The sequence below is a fragment of the Nocardia sp. CA-135953 genome (assembly GCF_050955735.1).
GTDB lineage: Bacteria > Actinomycetota > Actinomycetes > Mycobacteriales > Mycobacteriaceae > Nocardia.
Map to the genome: position 1 here is coordinate 5,834,010 of NZ_CP192082.1, position 19,320 is coordinate 5,853,329.

The 19,320-nt window shown below is 63.1% G+C and carries 17 protein-coding genes; 12 read left to right on the top strand and 5 right to left on the bottom strand.

Annotation, left to right across the window (positions count from 1 at the left end; all coding sequences use genetic code 11):
* Positions 1 to 706: 706 nt before the first annotated feature.
* The 4 genes from ACQPXH_RS26780 to ACQPXH_RS26795 all read left to right on the top strand — a co-directional run bounded on the left by ACQPXH_RS26780 (position 707) and on the right by ACQPXH_RS26795 (position 3,012).
* Complete coding sequence (locus ACQPXH_RS26780) at positions 707 to 1,717, top strand: sigma-70 family RNA polymerase sigma factor (protein ID WP_433599240.1); 1,011 nt, start codon at positions 707 to 709, stop codon at positions 1,715 to 1,717.
* A gap of 33 nt (positions 1,718 to 1,750) precedes the next feature.
* Positions 1,751 to 2,062, top strand: coding sequence for an EthD family reductase (locus ACQPXH_RS26785; protein WP_433599241.1), 312 nt, complete (start codon positions 1,751 to 1,753; stop codon positions 2,060 to 2,062).
* Complete coding sequence (locus ACQPXH_RS26790; RefSeq protein ID WP_433599242.1) at positions 2,062 to 2,568, top strand: SRPBCC family protein; 507 nt, start codon at positions 2,062 to 2,064, stop codon at positions 2,566 to 2,568. The genes ACQPXH_RS26785 and ACQPXH_RS26790 overlap by 1 nt, the downstream gene beginning before the upstream one ends.
* Positions 2,569 to 2,841: 273 nt before the next feature.
* A complete protein-coding gene (locus ACQPXH_RS26795) occupies positions 2,842 to 3,012 on the top strand; it encodes a transposase (RefSeq protein WP_433599243.1) in 171 nt (56 codons plus the stop codon).
* Positions 3,013 to 3,256: 244 nt separating this feature from the next.
* Here ACQPXH_RS26795 and ACQPXH_RS26800 read toward each other — a convergent pair whose 3' ends face one another.
* The gene (locus tag ACQPXH_RS26800; protein WP_433599244.1) at positions 3,257 to 3,850 is read right to left on the bottom strand and encodes an alpha/beta hydrolase; all 594 of its coding nucleotides are present in this window, start codon (positions 3,848 to 3,850) and stop codon (positions 3,257 to 3,259) included.
* A 2,009-nt stretch (positions 3,851 to 5,859) separates the two neighbouring features.
* Between ACQPXH_RS26800 and ltrA the strand changes: the two genes are divergently transcribed.
* Together ltrA and ACQPXH_RS26810 are read left to right on the top strand one after the other, a co-directional pair.
* Entirely contained in the window at positions 5,860 to 7,257 is a 1,398-nt protein-coding gene (gene ltrA / locus ACQPXH_RS26805) for a group II intron reverse transcriptase/maturase (protein ID WP_433599245.1), read from the top strand.
* Positions 7,258 to 7,509: 252 nt separating this feature from the next.
* On the top strand, positions 7,510 to 8,778 hold the full coding sequence (locus ACQPXH_RS26810) for an ATP-binding protein (protein ID WP_433599246.1): 1,269 nt from the start codon (positions 7,510 to 7,512) through the stop codon (positions 8,776 to 8,778).
* Here the strand turns inward: ACQPXH_RS26810 and ACQPXH_RS26815 are convergent.
* A complete protein-coding gene (locus tag ACQPXH_RS26815) occupies positions 8,696 to 9,160 on the bottom strand; it encodes a hypothetical protein (protein WP_433599247.1) in 465 nt (154 codons plus the stop codon). The two genes, ACQPXH_RS26810 and ACQPXH_RS26815, sit on opposite strands and share 83 nt — an antisense overlap.
* Before the next feature lie 269 nt (positions 9,161 to 9,429).
* Here ACQPXH_RS26815 and ACQPXH_RS26820 point away from each other — a divergent pair, with 269 nt between their 5' ends.
* Entirely contained in the window at positions 9,430 to 10,566 is a 1,137-nt protein-coding gene (locus tag ACQPXH_RS26820) for a Fic family protein (RefSeq protein ID WP_433599248.1), read from the top strand.
* Between the two features lie 731 nt (positions 10,567 to 11,297).
* Here the strand turns inward: ACQPXH_RS26820 and ACQPXH_RS26825 are convergent.
* Positions 11,298 to 11,999, bottom strand: coding sequence for a hypothetical protein (locus ACQPXH_RS26825; RefSeq protein WP_433603591.1), 702 nt, complete (start codon positions 11,997 to 11,999; stop codon positions 11,298 to 11,300).
* 108 nt (positions 12,000 to 12,107) lie between these two features.
* A complete protein-coding gene (locus tag ACQPXH_RS26830) occupies positions 12,108 to 12,248 on the bottom strand; it encodes a hypothetical protein (RefSeq protein ID WP_433599249.1) in 141 nt (46 codons plus the stop codon).
* A gap of 431 nt (positions 12,249 to 12,679) precedes the next feature.
* Between ACQPXH_RS26830 and ACQPXH_RS26835 the strand changes: the two genes are divergently transcribed.
* A complete protein-coding gene (locus tag ACQPXH_RS26835) occupies positions 12,680 to 13,660 on the top strand; it encodes an MBL fold metallo-hydrolase (protein WP_433603592.1) in 981 nt (326 codons plus the stop codon).
* 24 nt (positions 13,661 to 13,684) lie between these two features.
* Here ACQPXH_RS26835 and ACQPXH_RS26840 read toward each other — a convergent pair whose 3' ends face one another.
* Positions 13,685 to 14,632 (bottom strand): LysR family transcriptional regulator, encoded by a 948-nt coding sequence (locus ACQPXH_RS26840; protein ID WP_433599250.1) that lies wholly within the window; start codon positions 14,630 to 14,632, stop codon positions 13,685 to 13,687.
* A 561-nt stretch (positions 14,633 to 15,193) separates the two neighbouring features.
* Here ACQPXH_RS26840 and ACQPXH_RS26845 point away from each other — a divergent pair.
* Genes ACQPXH_RS26845 through ACQPXH_RS26860 form a run of 4 tightly spaced genes read left to right on the top strand, consistent with a single transcriptional unit; the run spans position 15,194 to position 19,315 of the window.
* Positions 15,194 to 16,558 (top strand): ABC transporter substrate-binding protein, encoded by a 1,365-nt coding sequence (locus ACQPXH_RS26845; RefSeq protein ID WP_433599251.1) that lies wholly within the window; start codon positions 15,194 to 15,196, stop codon positions 16,556 to 16,558.
* 60 nt (positions 16,559 to 16,618) lie between these two features.
* Positions 16,619 to 17,605, top strand: a complete 987-nt coding sequence (locus ACQPXH_RS26850) for a sugar phosphate isomerase/epimerase family protein (RefSeq protein ID WP_433599252.1) — start codon at positions 16,619 to 16,621, stop codon at positions 17,603 to 17,605.
* Positions 17,602 to 18,513, top strand: a complete 912-nt coding sequence (locus tag ACQPXH_RS26855) for a carbohydrate ABC transporter permease (protein ID WP_433599253.1) — start codon at positions 17,602 to 17,604, stop codon at positions 18,511 to 18,513. The genes ACQPXH_RS26850 and ACQPXH_RS26855 overlap by 4 nt, the downstream gene beginning before the upstream one ends.
* The gene (locus tag ACQPXH_RS26860; protein WP_433599254.1) at positions 18,500 to 19,315 is read left to right on the top strand and encodes a carbohydrate ABC transporter permease; all 816 of its coding nucleotides are present in this window, start codon (positions 18,500 to 18,502) and stop codon (positions 19,313 to 19,315) included. The genes ACQPXH_RS26855 and ACQPXH_RS26860 overlap by 14 nt, the downstream gene beginning before the upstream one ends.
* Positions 19,316 to 19,320: the final 5 nt, after the last annotated feature.

Consider the following 19,320-nt stretch of genomic DNA (forward strand, 5'->3'; position numbering starts at 1 on the left):
ATCCACCCGATTGGTGCCTGGAGCATAGATATTCGGCGCGGCCGATAGCCGAATGCCTGAGCGACTCGCTTGGGCAGCCGTTCACCCGCCGCCTTGGTCGGCATGGCTCATGGCTTGCCATACGTCTTGCCTGCCATGTGCTGGTCGAGTCGGCGTTCGTAGTCGCGGACGCATCGGCGGTGCTCGAGGATCCAGCTGAAGGTTCTTTCCACAACCCAACGGCGTGGCAGGACATGGAAGACGGACATGTCATCGGTGCGTTTGACCACCTGAATCGTCAGTGCGAGAACATTTCCGGTCCACTCGACCAGGCACCCGGTGCACCGAGCACTACGACGACGACGGCCCGCATACGTTGCACCAGCTGCGAACTTCGCGGCTGCCCCACGCTGGGGCTGGCGGAGCTGTCCCGGGCAGCGGTCGGTGCGCAGCCTGGTTGAATACGCGCAGGTGTCCGACGAAGGACTGCGGGGCTTCCACGCCGACAACGACCCGGCCGCCCGGCGTCGGATCCGTTGAGCAGGAAGCCGGAATTCGGCTCGTCGCGAGTCATCACCCGGAGAGCATCGAAGCCGCCACCTATCCGCAGCATCAGGCCCTGCCGGATGAGGCAGTGCGGTGCGAGATCGGCGCGCCCCGTTTTCTGGGTAGTTGGTGTCTATATACGTGGGAGACGAATAGGCCCGATGATCGTAAGGACGGGATGATGGACGACTTCTTGCTGACGCAAGCGCGGCGGGGCGATGCGCAGGCATTCGGTGAGTTGACCGGCCCATACCGGCAAGAACTGCAGGTGCACTGCTATCGCCTGGTCGGTTCAGTTGCCGAAGCCGAGGATCTCGTTCAGGAGACGCTGTTGGCGGCGTGGCGGGGAATGGACCGTTTCGCGGGGAGTTCCTCGCTGCGTACTTGGCTCTACAAGATCGCCACCAATCGGTGCCTGAACGCCCTGCGCGATCACCGCCGCCGCGCGCAAGAGGTCACCGCGACTTCGTCGACCGAGCTTCCCCAGACGGGCCGGCTGTGCGAGGTTCCGTGGCTGGAGCCCTACCCGGACGCGGCAGAGGGATTTGATGCGCAGCCCGGCCCGGAGGCGCTACTGGAGAGCCGTGAAGCCGTGTCGTTGGCGTTCGTGGCCGCGGTGCAAACGCTGCCGCCTCGTCAACGGGCCATCCTTGTACTGCGCGATGTGCTCGGATTCCGAGGAGACGAGGTCGCGGGCCTGCTTGACACGACGTCGGACGCGGTCGCCAGTGGACTGAAACGAGCCCGACAGACACTCTCGACCCGGCAGTGGGCACCCCAGCGCCCGGTGCTGCCGAATTCTGTTGCCGAGCGGCGCGTCGTCGACGCGTTCGTCGCCGCGTTCGAGCGTTGTGATGTACCAGCGATGGTCGAGCTGCTCACCGACGACGCGATATTCTCGATGCCGCCTTTGACACAGGAATACCAGGGCCGTGACGCCATCGCGGGTTTCTTCACCGAGTGGGGCTTCGCGCACGGCACACGGCGATTCCGGCTCATACCCACCCGAGCCAACGGCCAGCCGGCATTCGCGCGTTATCTGCGAGATCACCACGCAGGCATAGCCCACGCACATGGGATCACGGTGCTGACGCTGGATGGCACCCGAATCGCTCAACTCACCGCCTTCCTCGACACCGGCCTGTTCCCCCGGTTCGGCATGCCCCGAACCCTGCCCATCGAGAGCGTCTGAGACCGATCCACAACCCGAAAGGATGAACGAGACATGGTCCGCTACCTCGTGCTGTACGCAACACCCGAGGACCCCGATGCATTCGAGCGGCACTACCGCGAGTCGCACATTCCGCTGATCAAGGTGCTGCCTGGACTGCGCCGATTCGCCTTCGGTCACTCCCCAACACCGGGTCGTGGTAAGCCGTACTTCTGGGTCTCGTCCTTGGAGTGGGACGACATGGCAGCCCTGAAAGCGGCATTCACCTCGCCCGAAGGTGAGGCGGCCGCGTACGACGTGGCGAACCTGACCAAGCCCGACATGCTTCGCAGCATGATCTTCGAATTCGAGGAAGTAATCCACTGATGGAAATCGACGGCTCACCCGACCACAGCGGAAGCGGCCGAGTAGCACTACACGACTCGATAGAGATATCCGCGCCCGCGCAGCAAGTCTGGGAGCTGATCTGCGATTGGGCCGGTATGTCGCGCTGGTGGCTGCCTGCCGAAGAAGGTGGACTCCAAGGCCCCCGACTGATCAGTTGCGAGTTGGTCGGCGCGCCGGGATCGGTACCCCGTACCCGGCGAATGGTGTTGAGCGATGGCGGAGTCGTCGAGGAAACGATCTTCTACCAGAACGACGAAACACGGCGAATCCACTACATCAAGGCTGACAATCAGCACGTCATAGGATATGTCGCCACCACGTATGTCGACGACCTAGCCGACGGAGGTTGTGTGGTACACATCGCATCGACATTCGACGCCACACAACCGGATGCCAGTTCGGCTGCGGCAGCCTGGTTCGCGGACATCTACCGATCCATGTTCGCGGGATACAGCCGATATTTCACACGACAATCGGCACACTGACATCCGCCGCGGGTGAACCTTCTAGCGTCGACAGCGAGCTGCGCCAAGTCAGAGTGCGACTCGGTGACCGGACAGCACCTCGAGCGTATCGGGCTCTAGTTTGGGGTGGACTCCTGGTACCTGGAAATTACCGAAGTCATGCACTCACCAGGAGTCCGCTGTGTCCTTCTCGCCGATGGCCGCGTGTGCGTCGTGCCCGACTCGCGAGAACGGCCGGGGGCAGCGAATCGGCGCGTATCCGTTGTCGGTCACCGACGATCATCGGGTGTTGCTTTGAGCCGATGCTTCCGCCGCCAAGCAACCGCGGGCGGTCAAGGCGGGCGTGGCGAAAAACATTGCCGGCGTGCGATTGTGGATGCGTTGGCCTATGCCGTGCGCGGCGGGATCGCGTGGGCGATGATACCGGCGGAATCCCCGCCGTACCAGACCGCCTCGGACACATAGTTTCAAACGCCTTCTGAGGGAACAACTGGCGACGGCTGCGGCCATCGCGTCGTAGTGCCGTTGGCCTTGCTGAGACAGCGCTATCGTAGTGGCCCTTGTTCCGGGAGCGGTTGCTGGGGCGTGCCAGGCGGAATTGTTATGGCGCTGTCCGGCGTCGTCAACCACCCCGGTCGACGCCACCGGGACGGAGATCGCTTGATACAGAAGGGGATGACAACATTCCGCACCCCATCACTTGTGGTCGTCACCGATCAGCTTCGGAAACCATCGAAGCGAGGAGGTGGCGGGCAAAGAAACGCTGTGAACTTTCCAACTCGAAGGACGGGGTCTGGCTGTGGAGTCCGGGATTCGCATGGAGAGTCTTCTCCGTGGAGGCAAACGCGTCGAACAGTGCGAAACCTGCATCGCGGGGCACCATTTCGTCGTCCCACTGGAGCAGGAACTCGATCGGTACCGTGATCGAGGCCGCGATATCGAGCAGGGCGTGTCCATGGGCCAAACCGAGGACGGCTGCGCTGATCCGAGGCTCGGCGGCGAGCAGACGGACACCGAGGGACGTCCCCAGCGACACGCCCCAGTAGCCGACCGGCTCGGCGATTTCATCGAGAGTGAGCAGTGCGTCCAGAGCTGCCCGCCATTCGGGGATCACTTGTGCCGCAAGTTCGGTGTTGTAGCGCCGTACATCGCTGGCCATGGGCATGCCGGCGGCGGCGTTCTGCCTTATCACAGCAAGCAGGTGCCGACCTCGCTCGGTCTGCGGGCGGTCGCCGTGGCCAGGCGCGTCAATCGCGGCGACGACGAAACCGCCGTTCGTAACGTAGCGGTGGGCTCGGGCCATCAATGCCTCGGAGGTCTTGTGCTGACCGCCTCCATGGCCGAGCAGAATCAGTGGTCTTGCGCTGGTTGCAGCGGCCGGTGACCAGACAACACCGCAGACATCCCCCACTGTGAACAACCGTTCGGTGACACCGCCCGACATCGTCTCCGAAGTGACATCCATAGCCGCGTTTTACACCATCGGTCGAACACCCCTGCATTCGGGCCAGGGCCTTCAAGCTCTCCGAATCCACCCTCGACCAATAGATTTCAACAATTCCCCAAATGTAGTTCGCCGTATTCTGAATTTGGGCTGGAACAACGGCACGGCCACCGAGAATTAATACAGTGCTGGGTCGAACGAACCTTCGGCTACGCCACCGCCCGCACCTACGCAGGCCACCGCGCCTGAAAAGCCCACGGCACCACCGCCACCTACGTCAAAGCCAACCTCCACGAAACCGCCGCAGCACTATCTGCCCTCACCCAAGTACCCCACCCCCTACTCACCAACCAACCCCACCCCATCACCCTTTAACAACCACGGTGCCGGGTCGCCACGAACACGCGACCGGCACCAGCCAGAGCAGCCTCGACCAACGATTCCACCAGCACCGCAACTCATTTGAAGCCCACAAAAGACCGAAACCGAACCGATTCCACCCCTGCCACAACACATTTGACTCAGACAACAACCCCAAACCGAACCACCCGACAAACCCGACGCCAGCCTCTTCCGCTCAGCTACCTCCGCTGGAATGCCGAAAAGTGTTGCATCTCAATAGAATACCGTCGCCACGACGTGATCACAGATTCTGTGCTACGCTCCAGCGACGCACAATAGAACCTACTCGTGCACACATCTGCACCAATATTGTTGCCTCCGTGTGATCGATTCCCCTCTCGCGCATTACTCGAGCACCGATTTGCGTCAAATATGACGCAAATCGGTGTTCGACCACCCACTCTTTCCCCTCTGAGTCGCTCACGGCCGCTACTGTCGTGGCGCACATGCGCCGAATGCAGCACTCGCACCACACATTGACGTCAGAAATGACCCCTCCCGCGTGTTCGAGTGAATTTCGCTCAGTTCTCTAGCACGCACAATCGGCGCAACTGCGCCATCTGCGTGCACGAGGGCTCCCTCGCGCCCCCGCTGACACGGGTCTCAACGACAATTTGCGCAGGTGAGCCGCGCGGAATGTTTGCTCAACAGCGTCGCCGAACCCCGTAGATCCTGATCAAGTCCCCTCGATCAGCTGGCAGGCCGGCCGCTGGGCTCGAAACACGTTTGGGGCACGTCGAGTGTCACCGACAGTCGAGCGGAGTCTGTCCAGTGAATGGCTCTGGCGCCCTTCCGGTTTGCGCCGTGAGGCGCTGTGATTCGAGTGGAGGTGAGAGACCTTCGCCGCCGTTCTGTCGTAGCAGGTCGGTGGAGCTGAGGGCAGCCTGATCCGGGTGGTGCCGGGGAGGGTGGGAGCAGCCCTGACAACGCCGGGACGTGGCCAGTACTGCCAGATGGTGCGGGTCCGGCAAGCGGGATGAAGAGGAGTACGTCAGGAACCGGCGTTGTTACGTCCCTCAATGCGACACCTGCTCAAACCTGGCGGATCTGGGCAGGATGCGGTGCGTACCAGTCGATTTCGGTCGACTGGGAACTTCCGGGCTGGTTTACCGAAGCCGGTCGGGAGGCCACGGGGAAGGTCTACGGCGTACCCGTTGGCGATGCCGCAGGGACACAGTCGGGCTCCTCCTTCGTCGAGCGAATCACAGTGAACACGGGAACCATCCGGTCCGGTTCCCCGGTGGCGGGCGATCCAGTTGCGCGGCTCGGGGATAGACGCACCGACCGTCGAACGGGCCGGGTGGGGCGGAGCCGCCGTAGTAGTCCGAGACCGGGAAAGCCGGTCACATGGCGAAGGGCGGCAGCGGTTTTCGAGAAAGGCGGAGACTGTAATGCCGAAAGATGCGCCACCGAATGGTGACGCCACGTCGGGTGACCCTGCGGGGCCGCGCCGACGGGTATCGGAGATGCAGGCCAAGCTTCACCGTTGGGCGGCGGCCGATCCCGGCCGTCGGTTCGACGACTTGTTCAATTTGGTGCATGACCCGGCGACGCTAATGGTGGCGTTCGACCGGGTCGCGGGCAACCACGGAGCCCGAACTCCCGGCGTCGACGGGATGACCGCCGCCGATGTCGAGGAGCTCATTGGGGTTCCGGGGTTTCTGGATGATCTGCGGACGTCGTTGAAAGACGGGTCTTTTCGGCCGTTGCCGGTGCGGGAACGTAAGATTCCCAAGCCGGGTGGGTCGGGGAAGGTTCGCCGTCTCGGGATTCCGACGGTGACTGACCGGGTCGTCCAGGCCGCGCTCAAGCTGGTTCTGGAACCGATTTTCGAGGCCGATTTCGAACCGGTCTCCTACGGGTTCCGGCCCAACCGCAGGGCGCAGGACGCGATCGCCGAGATCCACTACTACAGCACCCGAGGCTACCGCTGGGTGCTGGATGCGGATATCGAGGCGTGTTTCGACCGGATCGACCACGTTGCCTTGATGGAGCGGGTTCGATTGCGGGTCAAGGATAAGCGCGTTCTGGCGCTGGTCAAGGCGTTCCTCAAGGCCGGGATCCTCACCGAACTCGGCGACCATCAGGACACCACGACCGGCACGCCTCAAGGAGGCATCCTGTCGCCGCTGTTGGCCAATATCGCGTTGAGCGTGCTCGATGAGCAGGTGATGGCGCCCTGGAAGCCGGGCGGGACGATGGCCAGTGAGAGCAAGCGGGCATATCGTCGCCGCAAAGGAGCACCGACGTGGCGGCTGGTCCGCTACGCCGACGACTTCGTCGTCCTGATCCACGGGACCAGAGACGATGCCGAGGCGATGCGAGAACAAGTCGAGCAGGTGCTTTCACCTCTGGGACTTCGGCTTTCGCCGGAGAAGACCGTGGTGCGGCACTTGTCGGACGGGGTCGATTTCTTGGGATTCCACATCCAGTGGCGTCGCAAGCGGGGCTCGGACAAGCGGTTCGTTTATACCTTTGTCGGTGACCGGCCGATCCGGTCGTTGAAGACGAAAGTCCGTGCCCTGACCCATCGGGGGTCGCAACAGAGTCTGGACTACGTGATCATGCGGCTCAACCAGATTCTGCGCGGCTGGTCCAACTATTTCAAGCATGCCGTGGCCAAGGCCAGGTTCACCTCGTTACAGCACTTCGTCTGGCAGCGGGTGATCCGGATGCTACAAACCCGGCATCGCTGGGGATGGAAGGACATTCGCCGCCGATTCACCACCGCCAGTGGGCGATGGCTACCTATTTCGGCGGCGGACGGGACTGTGTTGTTCGATATGGGCAACGTGACAGTGAGCCGCTACCGATGGCGCGGCCACACGATTCCCAACCGATGGACGACCCTTCAACCAGCCTGACGATAGAAACCGTGGAGAGCCCGTTGCGTCGAGAGGCGCACGGCGGGTTCGGCGAGAGGTTCGGGGAAACGGACCGGGAGCAATCCCGACACCGCGCCCCGGGCCTACTCAGCGGCGGTCGGTGGGGCCATGCCAGGCGAGCGGATCGGCATAAACCGACACGGAATCAGACGGGCGCAGACGCGGAATCAATTCCAGGTAGATACGGAAAAAACGCTGTGAAAATGCGGAAGATCATGCCAAGATCTTCACATGGACGCCACTCTGACCGGTATCGCAAACCGACGACTGACCTCGGTTATCCGGTCTCGGATCACCGAGGAACCTGTCGTGGTGCTGAACGGGCCACGAACGGTCGGAAAGAGCACCCTACTTGCCCACATCGGCGACGCAATGCAGCGACCGGTGATCGACTGCGACGACCCCGCAACACGCGCGGCGGTGCGCAACGATCCTGGCCGCTTCGTCGCTGGGAACAATCTCGTCCTGATCGACGAGTATCAGCACGTGCCGGAACTGCTGGACGCGATCAAAGCCGAGTTGAACCGAGACCTGCGCCCCGGCCGGTACATACTCGCGGGATCGACACGCTACGCGACCCTGCCACAAGCCGGACAGGCATTGACGGGCCGGGTCGACATCGTTCAGGTACTCCCTCTGTCGCAGGGCGAAATCGATGGAACACCAGAATATTTCGTACACAACCTGCTCAACGGCGGACTGCCGCAGGACACCGGAGTTGCTTCTCGAACGGGACGAGACGAATACGCGCGCCGCATCACTGCTGGCGGTATGCCGGTGGCGTTACGCCGCCCTGCGGGGCGCTCACGGTCTCGGTGGTACGCAAACTACCTCGATCTGGTTCTGGAAAGGGACGTGATCGAGATCAGCCGAATCCGGCAGCGCGAAATGCTGCCCCGGCTGCTGAACCAACTGGCAGCGCGGACCGGCCAGGTGCTCAACATCTCCGCCGCGGCACAGGCCATCGGCATGGAGAAATCGAGCGCCGAGAACTACCTGCGGCTGCTGGAGGCGGTCTTCCTCGTCTACCGGCTACCGGCCTGGGGAACAACTCTCGGATCCAGAGTGGCGCGCCAACCGAAACTTCATCTGGTCGACTCCGGGGTCGCCGCGTGGCGCATGGGACTGACCCCCGAAAAGATCGCACTAGCCGATCCCGCGGCACTTTCCGAGTACGGCCACCTCACCGAGACATTCACCGTCGGGGAGATCCTCAAACAGGTCAGCTGGTGGGACGGCCCGGTCTCGTACGGACACTTCCGCACCGGGTCCGGCGACGAAGTCGACCTCGTCCTGGAAAGCGACGACGGACGCGTCATCGCCTTCGAAGTCAAAGCAGGCAGCCGAGTCCACGGCGAAGACCTCCGCGGAATCCGCGCCCTTCGTGACCGCCTCGGCAACCGACTCGCGGCAGCAATCATCCTCTACACCGGCGCGCACATGTACCGACATGACGAAGGCGCGTTTGTCGTGCCCCTGGATGCGCTATGGACCGGGTAGCCGGGTCCGCCGACACCGGCGCGGTCAACGGCGCCTTGTCCTCGTACGGCAGCGCCACCGGCTTGTAGGTGGCATGCGCGAGATCGAACTGCGGCGTGAGCGTCGCGGTGTGATCGGCGATATTCGCCGCGATCGGGAACTCGAAATCGTCGACCCGGAACCGCAATTCGGCGCCCGCGACGACGCTGCCATCGGCCGCCTTGATCTTCAGCGCGCCATCCTCGACAGCCATCGACCCGGCATCGGTGGTAATGATCGTCGACGACTCGGTAGCCCTGGCCGTGAAGCCGACGCCCTCGCTCGGAGCGGCCTGCGCCGGACTCGCGGTGATGCTCAGGGCGGCGATCAGCAGCGCGGTCGGCGCGCCCAATTTCCTCATCATTGCTTGGATTCCTCGATCCTGTGCGTGCGAACGTGTGGCTGCGCAGCCTCGAGGTATTTTAATGAAAATGATTGTCATTTGTATAGTCGGGCGGCCGAGAGTTCGCTCGGCGTTCACTCCGATCGCGGTGCGCAACGCGATCACATCGGGCAGATCCAGGTCGAACCAATGGCATGAACCGCTGTCCAGGCGGTCGAACCGACCACCCAGGCCCGCTATGGAAGGGGCGCATTCTTGACGTAATGATTACGTCACTCTATCATTGTCTTGTGCTATTTTCGACGCCAGCCCTGACCGCCGCCGATATCCATGCCCTCACTGACGTGGACCGGATGCGCGCGGAACTGCGCCATGAACTTCAGGCCAAACCAGGCAAGTGGGCAGGTGGCCTCCGTAAGTTCCTCACCGCGGACGCCGTCGCCGCGTCGAACTCCATCGAAGGCTTCAGGGTCTCGACCGTCGACGTGGAAGATCTGATCGCAGGCGAACGCGACGTCGAGGTCTCCGAGGAAAACAAGGCCGAGACGCTGGCCTACGAGCGAATGATGACCTACATACAAACGCTGCACGATGTAGACGATTTTGCCTACAGCAATGGCTTCCTCAACGCGCTGCATTGGATGCTGCAAGGGCACCGGCACACCGCACGCCGCCCGGCCGGGCAGTGGCGACGCGGCCCCGCGTACGTGACCGACGCCCGCGACCCGAGTATCGCCGCCTACACCGGCCCCGACGCCGATCAAGTGCCAGCTTTGATGGGAGAGCTCGCCGATTGGCTCAACTCCGATGACGACACGCATTTGCTCGTGCGCGCCGCGATGGCGCACCTACACCTCGTTTCCATCCACCCGTGGGCCGACGGCAACGGACGCATGTCACGATCACTGCAAACGCTGATGATCGCGCGGGAAGGTGTTATCGCACCAGAGTTTTCTGCCATCGAAGCGTGGCTGGGCAGACCTGGTAATACGTGGGAGTACTACCAGGTGCTCGGTCGTCGTGGCAGTACCTATCAACCGGATCAGGATGTGTCCGAATGGATTCGGTTCAGCTTGACCGCCTACCACCAGCAAGCCCAAACCGTGCATGCCCGTCGGGTTCGGTCCGGCACGGTGTGGGCGATGCTCGAGGAATACGTCGCGGGTATCCGCCTGGACGAACGAGTCGTCAGCGCATTGCACGATGTCGCGATGTCCGGCCGGGTCCGCCGGACTCGCTACGAACAAGCCGAAGGCCTGAGCCTGCAACAGGCACAACGCGATCTGCGCGACCTCGTCACATTAGGAGTGCTCGAGCCCGTCGGCCGCACCCGAGCGCGCTTCTACACTGCCGGACCGGGCTACCCGGTAGACGCGTTGGAAGTCGCCGGCACCCCGACCAGCCTCGACGACCCGTACCGGCGGTAGCGGCACGCACCTGAAGACCCACTGCAGATATTGATCTGATGCTCGTCTCCCATGAGCCGCCATCCTGTGGCTACGTCGACCATCGTGAGCATTCCGTTTCCACCGCGTGGTCGGCATCTACGTGGGCACGGGTGAGGTGGCGAAGCTGATCATCGTCCGGGAAACCCGGCCTGTCCTGACCGGAGTACGCAGTCGGACTGCGGATCTCGGAAGGTCAGCGAAAGGCGGGACCGCAGTCGGCGAACGGATAGCACGGGGGCGGAAACGGTTTCGAGGGGTGGTCCATGTGGATGTGGCCACGTATGTAGTAAGCCCCGAATTGCGATGCAAGCAGCCGCCAATGGTGCTGGCGTCGCCGAGGTCAGCGCCCTCGAGAAGGTCGTTCACGGATCCGCAAACTGTTCGGCCAGCAACACGGAATGTTCGTCGGGGCCGCGGCGACACCGTGAACATCGATGATGCCTTGCCGGTGCGAGTAGACCGGCAGCATTGATTTGCGTTGTGGGATAGCCTGTTTCATCAAGGTCAGCCAGGAGTAGGGCGCAGGTGCGTATTCACGGGCGCGGGGTTGATTCTGGCTCAGGGCATGAGGGGAGCTTGCCGACGATCTTGCCGACCCGGTTTCCGGGGAGGCGCTTGCGGGACCCTCGACAGCGAAGACCCCGTTCGGCCGGAGGGCCGAACGGGGTCGGGTGTCCCCCAACGAACGCCGCTGGGATCTTCTCCTCTACCTACTTCGCCGGCGTCATGGGCGGCTGGTTGATAGTGGCGAAGTACTGGATGGCCGCTCCGATCGCAACCGGGCCGGTCACGAGCAACTGGCCCGCGACCGTGCCGAGGGCGCCGACCCCGATGATGCCGCCGAGGCAGCCGATCGCCGCGGCGGGGATGAACGCGCCGAACAGGCCGACGATCGCCGCCGCCGCGACAGTTGCACCGGCGATGCCCCCCAGGACACAACCGACTGCGGCGCCGCCGAGGCCACCGATCAGGGTGCCGAGGGTGGCACCCATACTGATGGTGCTGGTCATGCGGGACCACGCGGCCTGCTCACGGTCGTAGTCGGTCTTCCACGGAGCCTTGTCCTCGAACGGGAGCGCCACCGGCTTGTAGGTCGTGTACGCCATGTCGAACTGCGGTGTCAACGTCGCCGTGTGATCGGCGATGTCCACGGCGATCGGGAACTCGAAGTCATCGACCCGGAACTTCAGCGGCATCCCCGCGACCGTGGTGCCATTGGCGGCCTTGATCTTGAAGATGCCCTCTTCGACGACCATGGAGCCCAGATCGGTGGTGACGATGGACTGGGTGTCGGTCGCGTGGGCAGTGAAGGCGACCGCGCCGTCATCACCAGCGGGCTGCGCGACGGCCGAGCCGGACGCGATACCGACTGTGACAGCCAGACCCGCCGCCACAGTTACGAATTTCCTCATCATTGTTTCTTTCTTCTCGGGTTCTCTCATGGGGCGGCAGACGGACGCGGATCGCGCCGGCAGGCCAGAGGTCCAGGACGTACGCGCCCGACATGGCTGCTCGTACCGTTATGTGGTGACCGCGACGAGCGCGATCCCCAATCGGGCCCGCAGGCCGTAGTGGTGGGATTTCATGATCGGCTTTCTCTGGAAAGAGGCATTCGGATCGGGCGGCGGCGGAGTCGGCGACTGTCGTGCGGTGGTCGTCATTTCAGGGTTCCTCTGTCTACCCGAATTCGATCGAAACACCACTGGGCCACATGATTTGCTGTCACCGAAATATTCGGAATTTGCGATGCATGCTTGGACGATGGACAAGGCATCGCCGCTGGTCGGTGTCAGGCCGCCACCTCTCGCGTACGGCACATCGGAGTCTTCCATCAGACCGCCGAGCACAGCAACGTGAAACCAACTATTGATCAAATGCCATTCGAGATGGATCGGACGCCTTTGTGTTCAGGTAGGCCGGTGAGGGCTAACGATTAGGCTGGACGTCATGTCGGCGTCAGGGGTTTCCGCAGCACAATGTTCACGGTGTTGTGGTAGTCGCGGCGAGAAGCGCGGGGATCATTTGGCTTTCGCCTACATAATCGGCGGTGCTCATGGTGCCGTGATCGCGGTAGCCGCGAAGTGAGGTGAATATGCCGGGCGGCGGCAGGAATTCGTCCAACACTCACCTGCCATTCATCGTCACGTACCGCGTCCGTGCACCGAGTATGTCGATCAATGCGGAATTTCTATATATGCATCGGCATTTCCGATACATCTCGGTGCGATACCGCCAGAAGATATCCTTGTCGCAGCAAATCCAGTTGAGAGAGGCGCGTCGAATGCGATTGACAATTGTTGGTAATCGAGCTGCGATGCCTGCGGATGGCGCAGCCAGTTCGGGGTATCTAGTCGAAACCAGTCAGTCGAAAATTCTTCTCGACTGCGGGCCCGGAATCGCCGTAATGCTCAGCAATTACATTCATGCGAGCCGACTCGACGCGATTGTCATCAGCCACATGCACATGGACCACTGCTACGACGTGTTGCCCATCGGAAAGCAAGTGATGCATCACGCCGAGACCCCGGATCGTCGGATCAAGCTCTTCGTTCCGGAAGGTGCCCGCGTGACGCTGGATCGACTGGCAGAACTGTTCCCGGTCAAGACCGTGTCACGCCTGAACAAGGCGTTCGAGCTGGCCTATGAGGTCATCGAGTACCAGCGCGACGGAATTTACGCCCTGGCCGATTGCACCGTCGGCTTGGTGCCGATGGTGCACAGCGAACCCGACTGCGGCGTCCGGATCGACAGTTCCGCCGGCAGCATCGGTTTCACGGGCGATACCGGATGGAACGACAATCTGGTTACCCTCGCCGCCGACGTCGATATCTTTCTTGCCGAAGCCACGCTGGTCGAGTCGGATCAAACCTCGCACGGCCATCTTTCGGCCACCGAGGTCGGGAAGGCGGCCGCTGCTGGGGGCGCACGCTCGGTGGTGCTGACGCATTTCGGCGCACCCCAGGACGAATGGCAACAGGCTCGACTCGCCGAGGCCGCCGCGGAATTCGACGGACCCGTCCACATCAGTCGGCCGGGCATGCGGTTTTGGGCTTCCGCCGAGAGTCCGCAGTAGCAGGTGCAATCCTGGTCGAGGTCTTTATCCAGCGCAGTTTGCCAGCGACTCGCTGCAGACCATGCCCCGGACGGTGCTTTCCAGGTAGTTCGTCGTCGCGTCGAGGCTGTCCAGAAATGCCAGCACCGCCTCGTTCGGGCTGTCAACGCGCCACGCGACCTGCAGCTCTACCACCGGCTCGGGGTCGACCAGCCGGACTACTTTGAGCCCCATCGGTCTCAGCTCGTCGGCACTGATGAACGACGCGAACCCCACGTATGGGCGGGCCGCCACGATGATCTCGGTGGCCGCGGAGTCGTTCAAGTATTCAGCGATTTTCGGAAACGTGCCCGCCTGCTCCGCGGCGGCCATGATGGCGTCGTGCATCGCTGGGCTGGCTCCGCGATTGAACATCACACACGGCATGTCGGCCAGCTCACTGACAGCGATCGACGACCGGTTGGCCCATGGATGCCGGTGACCGACGAGAGCGCCGATGCGCATCGGAAGGAGACGCCGAGACAGCAGCGACGCGCTGTTCGACGAGCTACCGTACAGAAGCCCGACATCCAGCTCGCCAGAGGTGAGTCCCGCGAGCTGGGGTCCGGAGCGACCCGAGCTGAGGTTTGTTGTGATGTTGGGATAGTTCGCGTGGAGCTGGGCTAACGACCTGGGCATGATCAGCTGGCCCGCCCGACCGTTGAAACCGATGCTGATCTTGCCCATGCGCCCCGCCGCGATGTCACGGACAGTGCTCGTCGCAAGGTGTACCTCACTGAGAATTCGCCGTGCGTCGGCACGGAACGCCTCGCCGGCGGGCGTCAGCTGGACGACCCTCGACGTACGCGAAACCAGCTCGACGCCCAAATATTGTTCCAGTCGCTTGAGCTGTTGACTTATAGACGGTTGTGTGAGGTGGAGCCGTGCCGCTGCCCGTCCGAAGTGCAGCTCATCAGCGATCGCGAGGAAAGCCTCGATATGCCTTGTCTCCATGGTGTGCCTCGCGTGATTCGTACGTGACTCGTCTGCGATACCGGCCTGTATAGCGGCATCGCGCATCATCGTGGTACGTGACGATGAATGGCAGGTGAGTGTTGGACGAATTCCTGCCGCCGCCCGGCATATTCACCTCACTTCGCGGCTACCGCGATCACGGCACCATGAGCACCGCCGATTATGTAGGCGAAAGCCAAATGATCCCCGCGCTTCTCGCCGCGACTACCACAACACCGTGAACATTGTGCTGCGGAAACCCCTGACGCCGACATGACGTCCAGCCTAATCGTTAGCCCTCACCGGCCTACCTGAACACAAAGGCGTCCGATCCATCTCGAATGGCATTTGATCAATAGTTGGTTTCACGTTGCTGTGCTCGGCGGTCTGATGGAAGACTCCGATGTGCCGTACGCGAGAGGTGGCGGCCTGACACCGACCAGCGGCGATGCCTTGTCCATCGTCCAAGCATGCATCGCAAATTCCGAATATTTCGGTGACAGCAAATCATGTGGCCCAGTGGTGTTTCGATCGAATTCGGGTAGACAGAGGAACCCTGAAATGACGACCACCGCACGACAGTCGCCGACTCCGCCGCCGCCCGATCCGAATGCCTCTTTCCAGAGAAAGCCGATCATGAAATCCCACCACTACGGCCTGCGGGCCCGATTGGGGATCGCGCTCGTCGCGGTCACCGCACTGCTGGCCGCCTGCGGTCAGAACAACGCCACCACCGCTCCCAGCGGTCCTGTGACCATCACGTTCCTGTCCTACACCTACGGCCAGGCCAATCCCGTCGGTGACGGGCTCAAGAAACTCATCGCCGACTTCGAGGCAGCCAACCCGAACATCACGGTGCACCCGCAATCGGTGCCGGTGGCCGACGCGCTGACCAAACTGCAGAGCGAAGTTGTCGCGGGCAACCCGCCCGACGTCGCGCAGATCGGCTGGAGCAAGGTCGCGCAGGCCTCGAAGACGTTGCCGTTGCGCTCCTTCGAGGACATCACCTCGGCGGATGACTGGCAGACGACCATGGCAGGTTTCGTCCCGTCGGTGCTGAAAGCCACCCCGACCGCCGGTGCGAAGAAGCCGGTCTCGATGCCATTCCTGATGGCAACCCCGGTGATCTTCTACAACGCCGACCTATTCCGCGCCGCGGGCCTGGATCCCAGCCAGCCGCCGAAGACGATGGCGCAACTGAAGCAGGCCGCGCTGGCTATCACGGAAAAGACGGACGCCGAGGGCGTGTATGTCTCCGCTGCTGACCCAGGCAAGTCCGACTATCTGACCCAGTCGCTGGTCAACAGCGCCGGTGGCGCACTGGTTTCGGGCAGCGGCGAGATCACGGTGGACTCAGCACCGGTGATCACTGCTCTGTCCACGGTCCAGGACCTGACCAAGTCCGGTGCGCAGCCCGCTGTTGACTTCGCGTCGGCGCAAAGCGCTTTCAGCTCTGGCAAGCTCGGCATGCTGATCACCACCGCGGGCGGGCTGCTGACGCTCGACCAGGCGGCCAAGGGCAAGTTCGGCCTGCAGGTGGCGCCGTTCCCCACCTTCGACAACCTACCGGCCCGGCCCACCTTCTCCGGCTCCGGCCTGACGATCCTGGCCAAGGACAGCGCCAAGGCGCAAGCCTCGTGGAAGTTCGTGCAGTTCCTCACCAATGACGAGAGCTTCAAGTTGATCGCCTCACAGATGGGCTATCTGCCGCTGCGCACGTCGGCCGCATCCGCTGCGGACCCACGTCTTGGATCGGCCGTGCACCAACTGGCCGATCTCGTCCCGTACACGGCCTTCCCCGGCAAGCAGTCCAACCAGGGCGTGGTTGTCCTCCAGGACGAGGCCGTCGAGCCGATCGTGTTGCGCGGCGCCGACCCGGCGGCAACGCTGCGTGCTGCCGCCGTGAAGATCCGCTCGCTCAACTGAGTCACCAAGCCCCGGCCCCGGGCAGCTCCGAAGATGCGCCCTGCTGCAGAGAGACATCAAATGTCACACCAACTTTCCACCGATACAACACCGTTCAGCGCCCCGAGTGACGGAGAAGTCCCGATCAAGATCGGTTTGACAGTCAACCCATGGGCGGGCAAGCAACTCCTGAAATCCGATTTCGAGGAGATGCGCTGCTACCTCGATGAAGTCGCGGCCGCGGGATTCGACTACGCCGAACTCGGCGGTTGCGGCCTCGGAGTTGTCATCGGCGGAAAGGTACAGCGCGCCCGGGTCGAGGAACTGCGGGACGCGCTGGCCGACTGCCCGCTACGGCTGACCCTGCACAGCTCGTGGCATTCCTCCGGTCGCACCGGCAACCTGCTCGACACCGGATCCGCTGCCACGCAGCGTCAGGGCCTGCTGGCGGATCTGCAGATAGCCGGCGCGATCGGCGCCGAAGTGCTGGTCTATCACGCCGGAGTACTGCCAAACCTGTACAGCGACGGTGACGCACTGACCACCGGCATGGCCACCGAGCGGACAATGCTGCGCGCCCTCGCCGACGAGGCGGGCACCCTTGGGATCATGATCGCGGTCGAGAATCGGGCCCCGACCTCGGCGGTACTCACCCGCCGGTCCTATGGAATGCGGCTAGACCTGGTCGCCGAGCAGGTCCAGGCGATCGACCATCCACAAGTGTCGATGTGCCTCGATGTCGGCCACGCCTATCTAGCAGCGCGCTACCTGCGCTACGACTACCTGGCGGCGGTGCAGGAGGTGGCACCGATCGTCGGGCATGTCCACCTGCACGACAACTTCGGCCGGATGCCGCGCCAGCCCGACGCCAATCCGTACGAACTGGAACTGCTCGGCGAAGGCGACCTGCACCTGCCGCCCGGATGGGGAACGATCCCGCTGGCAGACGTACTCGCCACCCCCTTCCCACGAGACCCGGCGATCATCATCGAAATGCGGCATGCCCGGTACTACGCAGAGGCACTCGCGACTACCCGGGGACTGCTCGAGGTGCGGACCCGGTCATGACGCTCACCGTGCTGTCCACACCGCGGCGCCAGCGCGCGGCCGAGTCGGCCGTGGCCTGGCTGTACTTCTCGCCGACAATGGTTTCGCTCTTGGTCTGGGTCTACGGTCCGCTCGTATTCACCGCGGTGCTCAGCTTGCTGGATTGGAACATGGTCTCCCCCAACATCGAATGGAACGGACTCGACAACTACGAAACCCTGATCACCCAGCCGGAATTCGGCAACGCAGCCTGGAACACCTTTCGATACGCGCTATACATACTGCCGTTCGCCACCGTCGTTCCCTGCGCACTGGCCATCGCGCTATGGAAGCATCCCGGCCGCACCAGCGAGTTCTACCGCACGCTGCTGTTCCTGCCGGTTGTCCTCGCGCCGGTGGCCAATGCGCTCGCCTGGCAGTTCATCCTCGATCCGTTGCACGGGATTTTGAACCAGGTGCTCGAGGGCCTGGGCGCGGAGCGCGTGAACTGGCTCGGTGATCCGGCCACCGCGCTACCAACTGTGGTGGCCGTCACGGTGCCGAAGGTGGTCGCGCTCAACACGCTGCTGTTCGGCGCGGCGTTGGCGAATGTGGACCGCCGGACCGTCGACGCCGCCCGCCTGGACGACGCCACTAAGGGGGAGATCACCCGGGCGATCATCGTCCCCCAACTCCGGCGACCGATCATATTGCTCGGACTGCTGTCCATGGTGGTCGTATGGCCATGGCTGTTCACCAATATCGGTGTCCTCACCAAGGGCGGACCCAGCGGAGCCACCGACAACGTGTACTACCGGCTCTACACCTACGGGTTCACCTTTTTCGACGCAGGCACGGCCTCCGCAGCGGCCATCGTCATCGCGCTCACGTTCGGGTTGCTCCTGACCACCTACTCCCTGCTGTCGAGGAGATTCCGTGCGACGCGATAACGCGGTGGGACGGCAACTACTGCTGATCACAGCAATCGTGCTGATGCTGCTTCCGGTGGCGTTGGCGTTGGCCACGTCGTTCAAACCCATGACGACGATCTTCGACCTGAGTCCGATTCCGTGGCCGGCCAGCCTGGAGAACTACCAGTTGGCGCTGGGCCGGTTCCCGATTGGCCGGTTGCTGCTCAACACATTGCTGATGGCTGCGGGTGTGACCATCGCGACAATGGTGGTGGCGCTGCCCGCGGCCTACGCGCTGGTGCGGTTCGACAAGGCGCGCGGCCGCGGTCTGGTGTTGGCCGCCGTCGGTGTCGCGCTGCTGATCCCGCCGCAGGCGCTGATCATTCCGCAGTTCCTGATGACGGCGCGATTCGGTTGGCAGGGCAGCCCGATCGGCTTGGTTATCCCACAGTTGGGGGTCAGCGCGCTCGCGGTGCTGCTGCTGCGCGACCACATCCGTTCGGTGCCGCCGTCGCTGATCGGCGCGGCGGTTTTGGAGGGCGCGACGTCCTGGGAGATCCTGTGCCACGTCGTGCTCGGGTTGCTGCGCCCGGGCCTGGGTGCCGTCGCGATCCTGCTGTTCATCAACACGTGGAACGAATACCTGTGGCCGCTGCTGGTGATGCCGAATCCCGAGGACACCACCATCCAGCCGGGTCTGGCGCTGTTCGTCGGCCCCGAGAACCCCCAGTTCGGGCCGATGTTGGCGGCCGCGATGCTGGCCTCGCTGCCAGTCGTAGTGATCTATGTTCTGGCGGCGCGACGGATTGCGGACGCCTTCCTTCATTCAGGATTGCGGTGATCGAA

What these genes read in the sequence shown, in the direction of transcription:
- ACQPXH_RS26780 (WP_433599240.1), top strand. Translation starts at nt 707, where the DNA reads ATGGACGACTTCTTGCTGACGCAAGCGCGGCGGGGCGATGCGCAGGCA.
- ACQPXH_RS26785 (WP_433599241.1), top strand. Translation starts at nt 1,751, where the DNA reads ATGGTCCGCTACCTCGTGCTGTACGCAACACCCGAGGACCCCGATGCA.
- ACQPXH_RS26790 (WP_433599242.1), top strand. Translation starts at nt 2,062, where the DNA reads ATGGAAATCGACGGCTCACCCGACCACAGCGGAAGCGGCCGAGTAGCA.
- ACQPXH_RS26800 (WP_433599244.1), bottom strand. Translation starts at nt 3,850, where the DNA reads ATGGCCCGAGCCCACCGCTACGTTACGAACGGCGGTTTCGTCGTCGCC.
- ltrA (WP_433599245.1), top strand. Translation starts at nt 5,860, where the DNA reads ATGCAGGCCAAGCTTCACCGTTGGGCGGCGGCCGATCCCGGCCGTCGG.
- ACQPXH_RS26810 (WP_433599246.1), top strand. Translation starts at nt 7,510, where the DNA reads ATGGACGCCACTCTGACCGGTATCGCAAACCGACGACTGACCTCGGTT.
- ACQPXH_RS26815 (WP_433599247.1), bottom strand. Translation starts at nt 9,160, where the DNA reads ATGATGAGGAAATTGGGCGCGCCGACCGCGCTGCTGATCGCCGCCCTG.
- ACQPXH_RS26825 (WP_433603591.1), bottom strand. Translation starts at nt 11,999, where the DNA reads ATGAGGAAATTCGTAACTGTGGCGGCGGGTCTGGCTGTCACAGTCGGT.
- ACQPXH_RS26830 (WP_433599249.1), bottom strand. Translation starts at nt 12,248, where the DNA reads ATGACGACCACCGCACGACAGTCGCCGACTCCGCCGCCGCCCGATCCG.
- ACQPXH_RS26835 (WP_433603592.1), top strand. Translation starts at nt 12,680, where the DNA reads ATGCCGGGCGGCGGCAGGAATTCGTCCAACACTCACCTGCCATTCATC.
- ACQPXH_RS26840 (WP_433599250.1), bottom strand. Translation starts at nt 14,632, where the DNA reads ATGGAGACAAGGCATATCGAGGCTTTCCTCGCGATCGCTGATGAGCTG.
- ACQPXH_RS26845 (WP_433599251.1), top strand. Translation starts at nt 15,194, where the DNA reads ATGACGACCACCGCACGACAGTCGCCGACTCCGCCGCCGCCCGATCCG.
- ACQPXH_RS26850 (WP_433599252.1), top strand. Translation starts at nt 16,619, where the DNA reads ATGTCACACCAACTTTCCACCGATACAACACCGTTCAGCGCCCCGAGT.
- ACQPXH_RS26855 (WP_433599253.1), top strand. Translation starts at nt 17,602, where the DNA reads ATGACGCTCACCGTGCTGTCCACACCGCGGCGCCAGCGCGCGGCCGAG.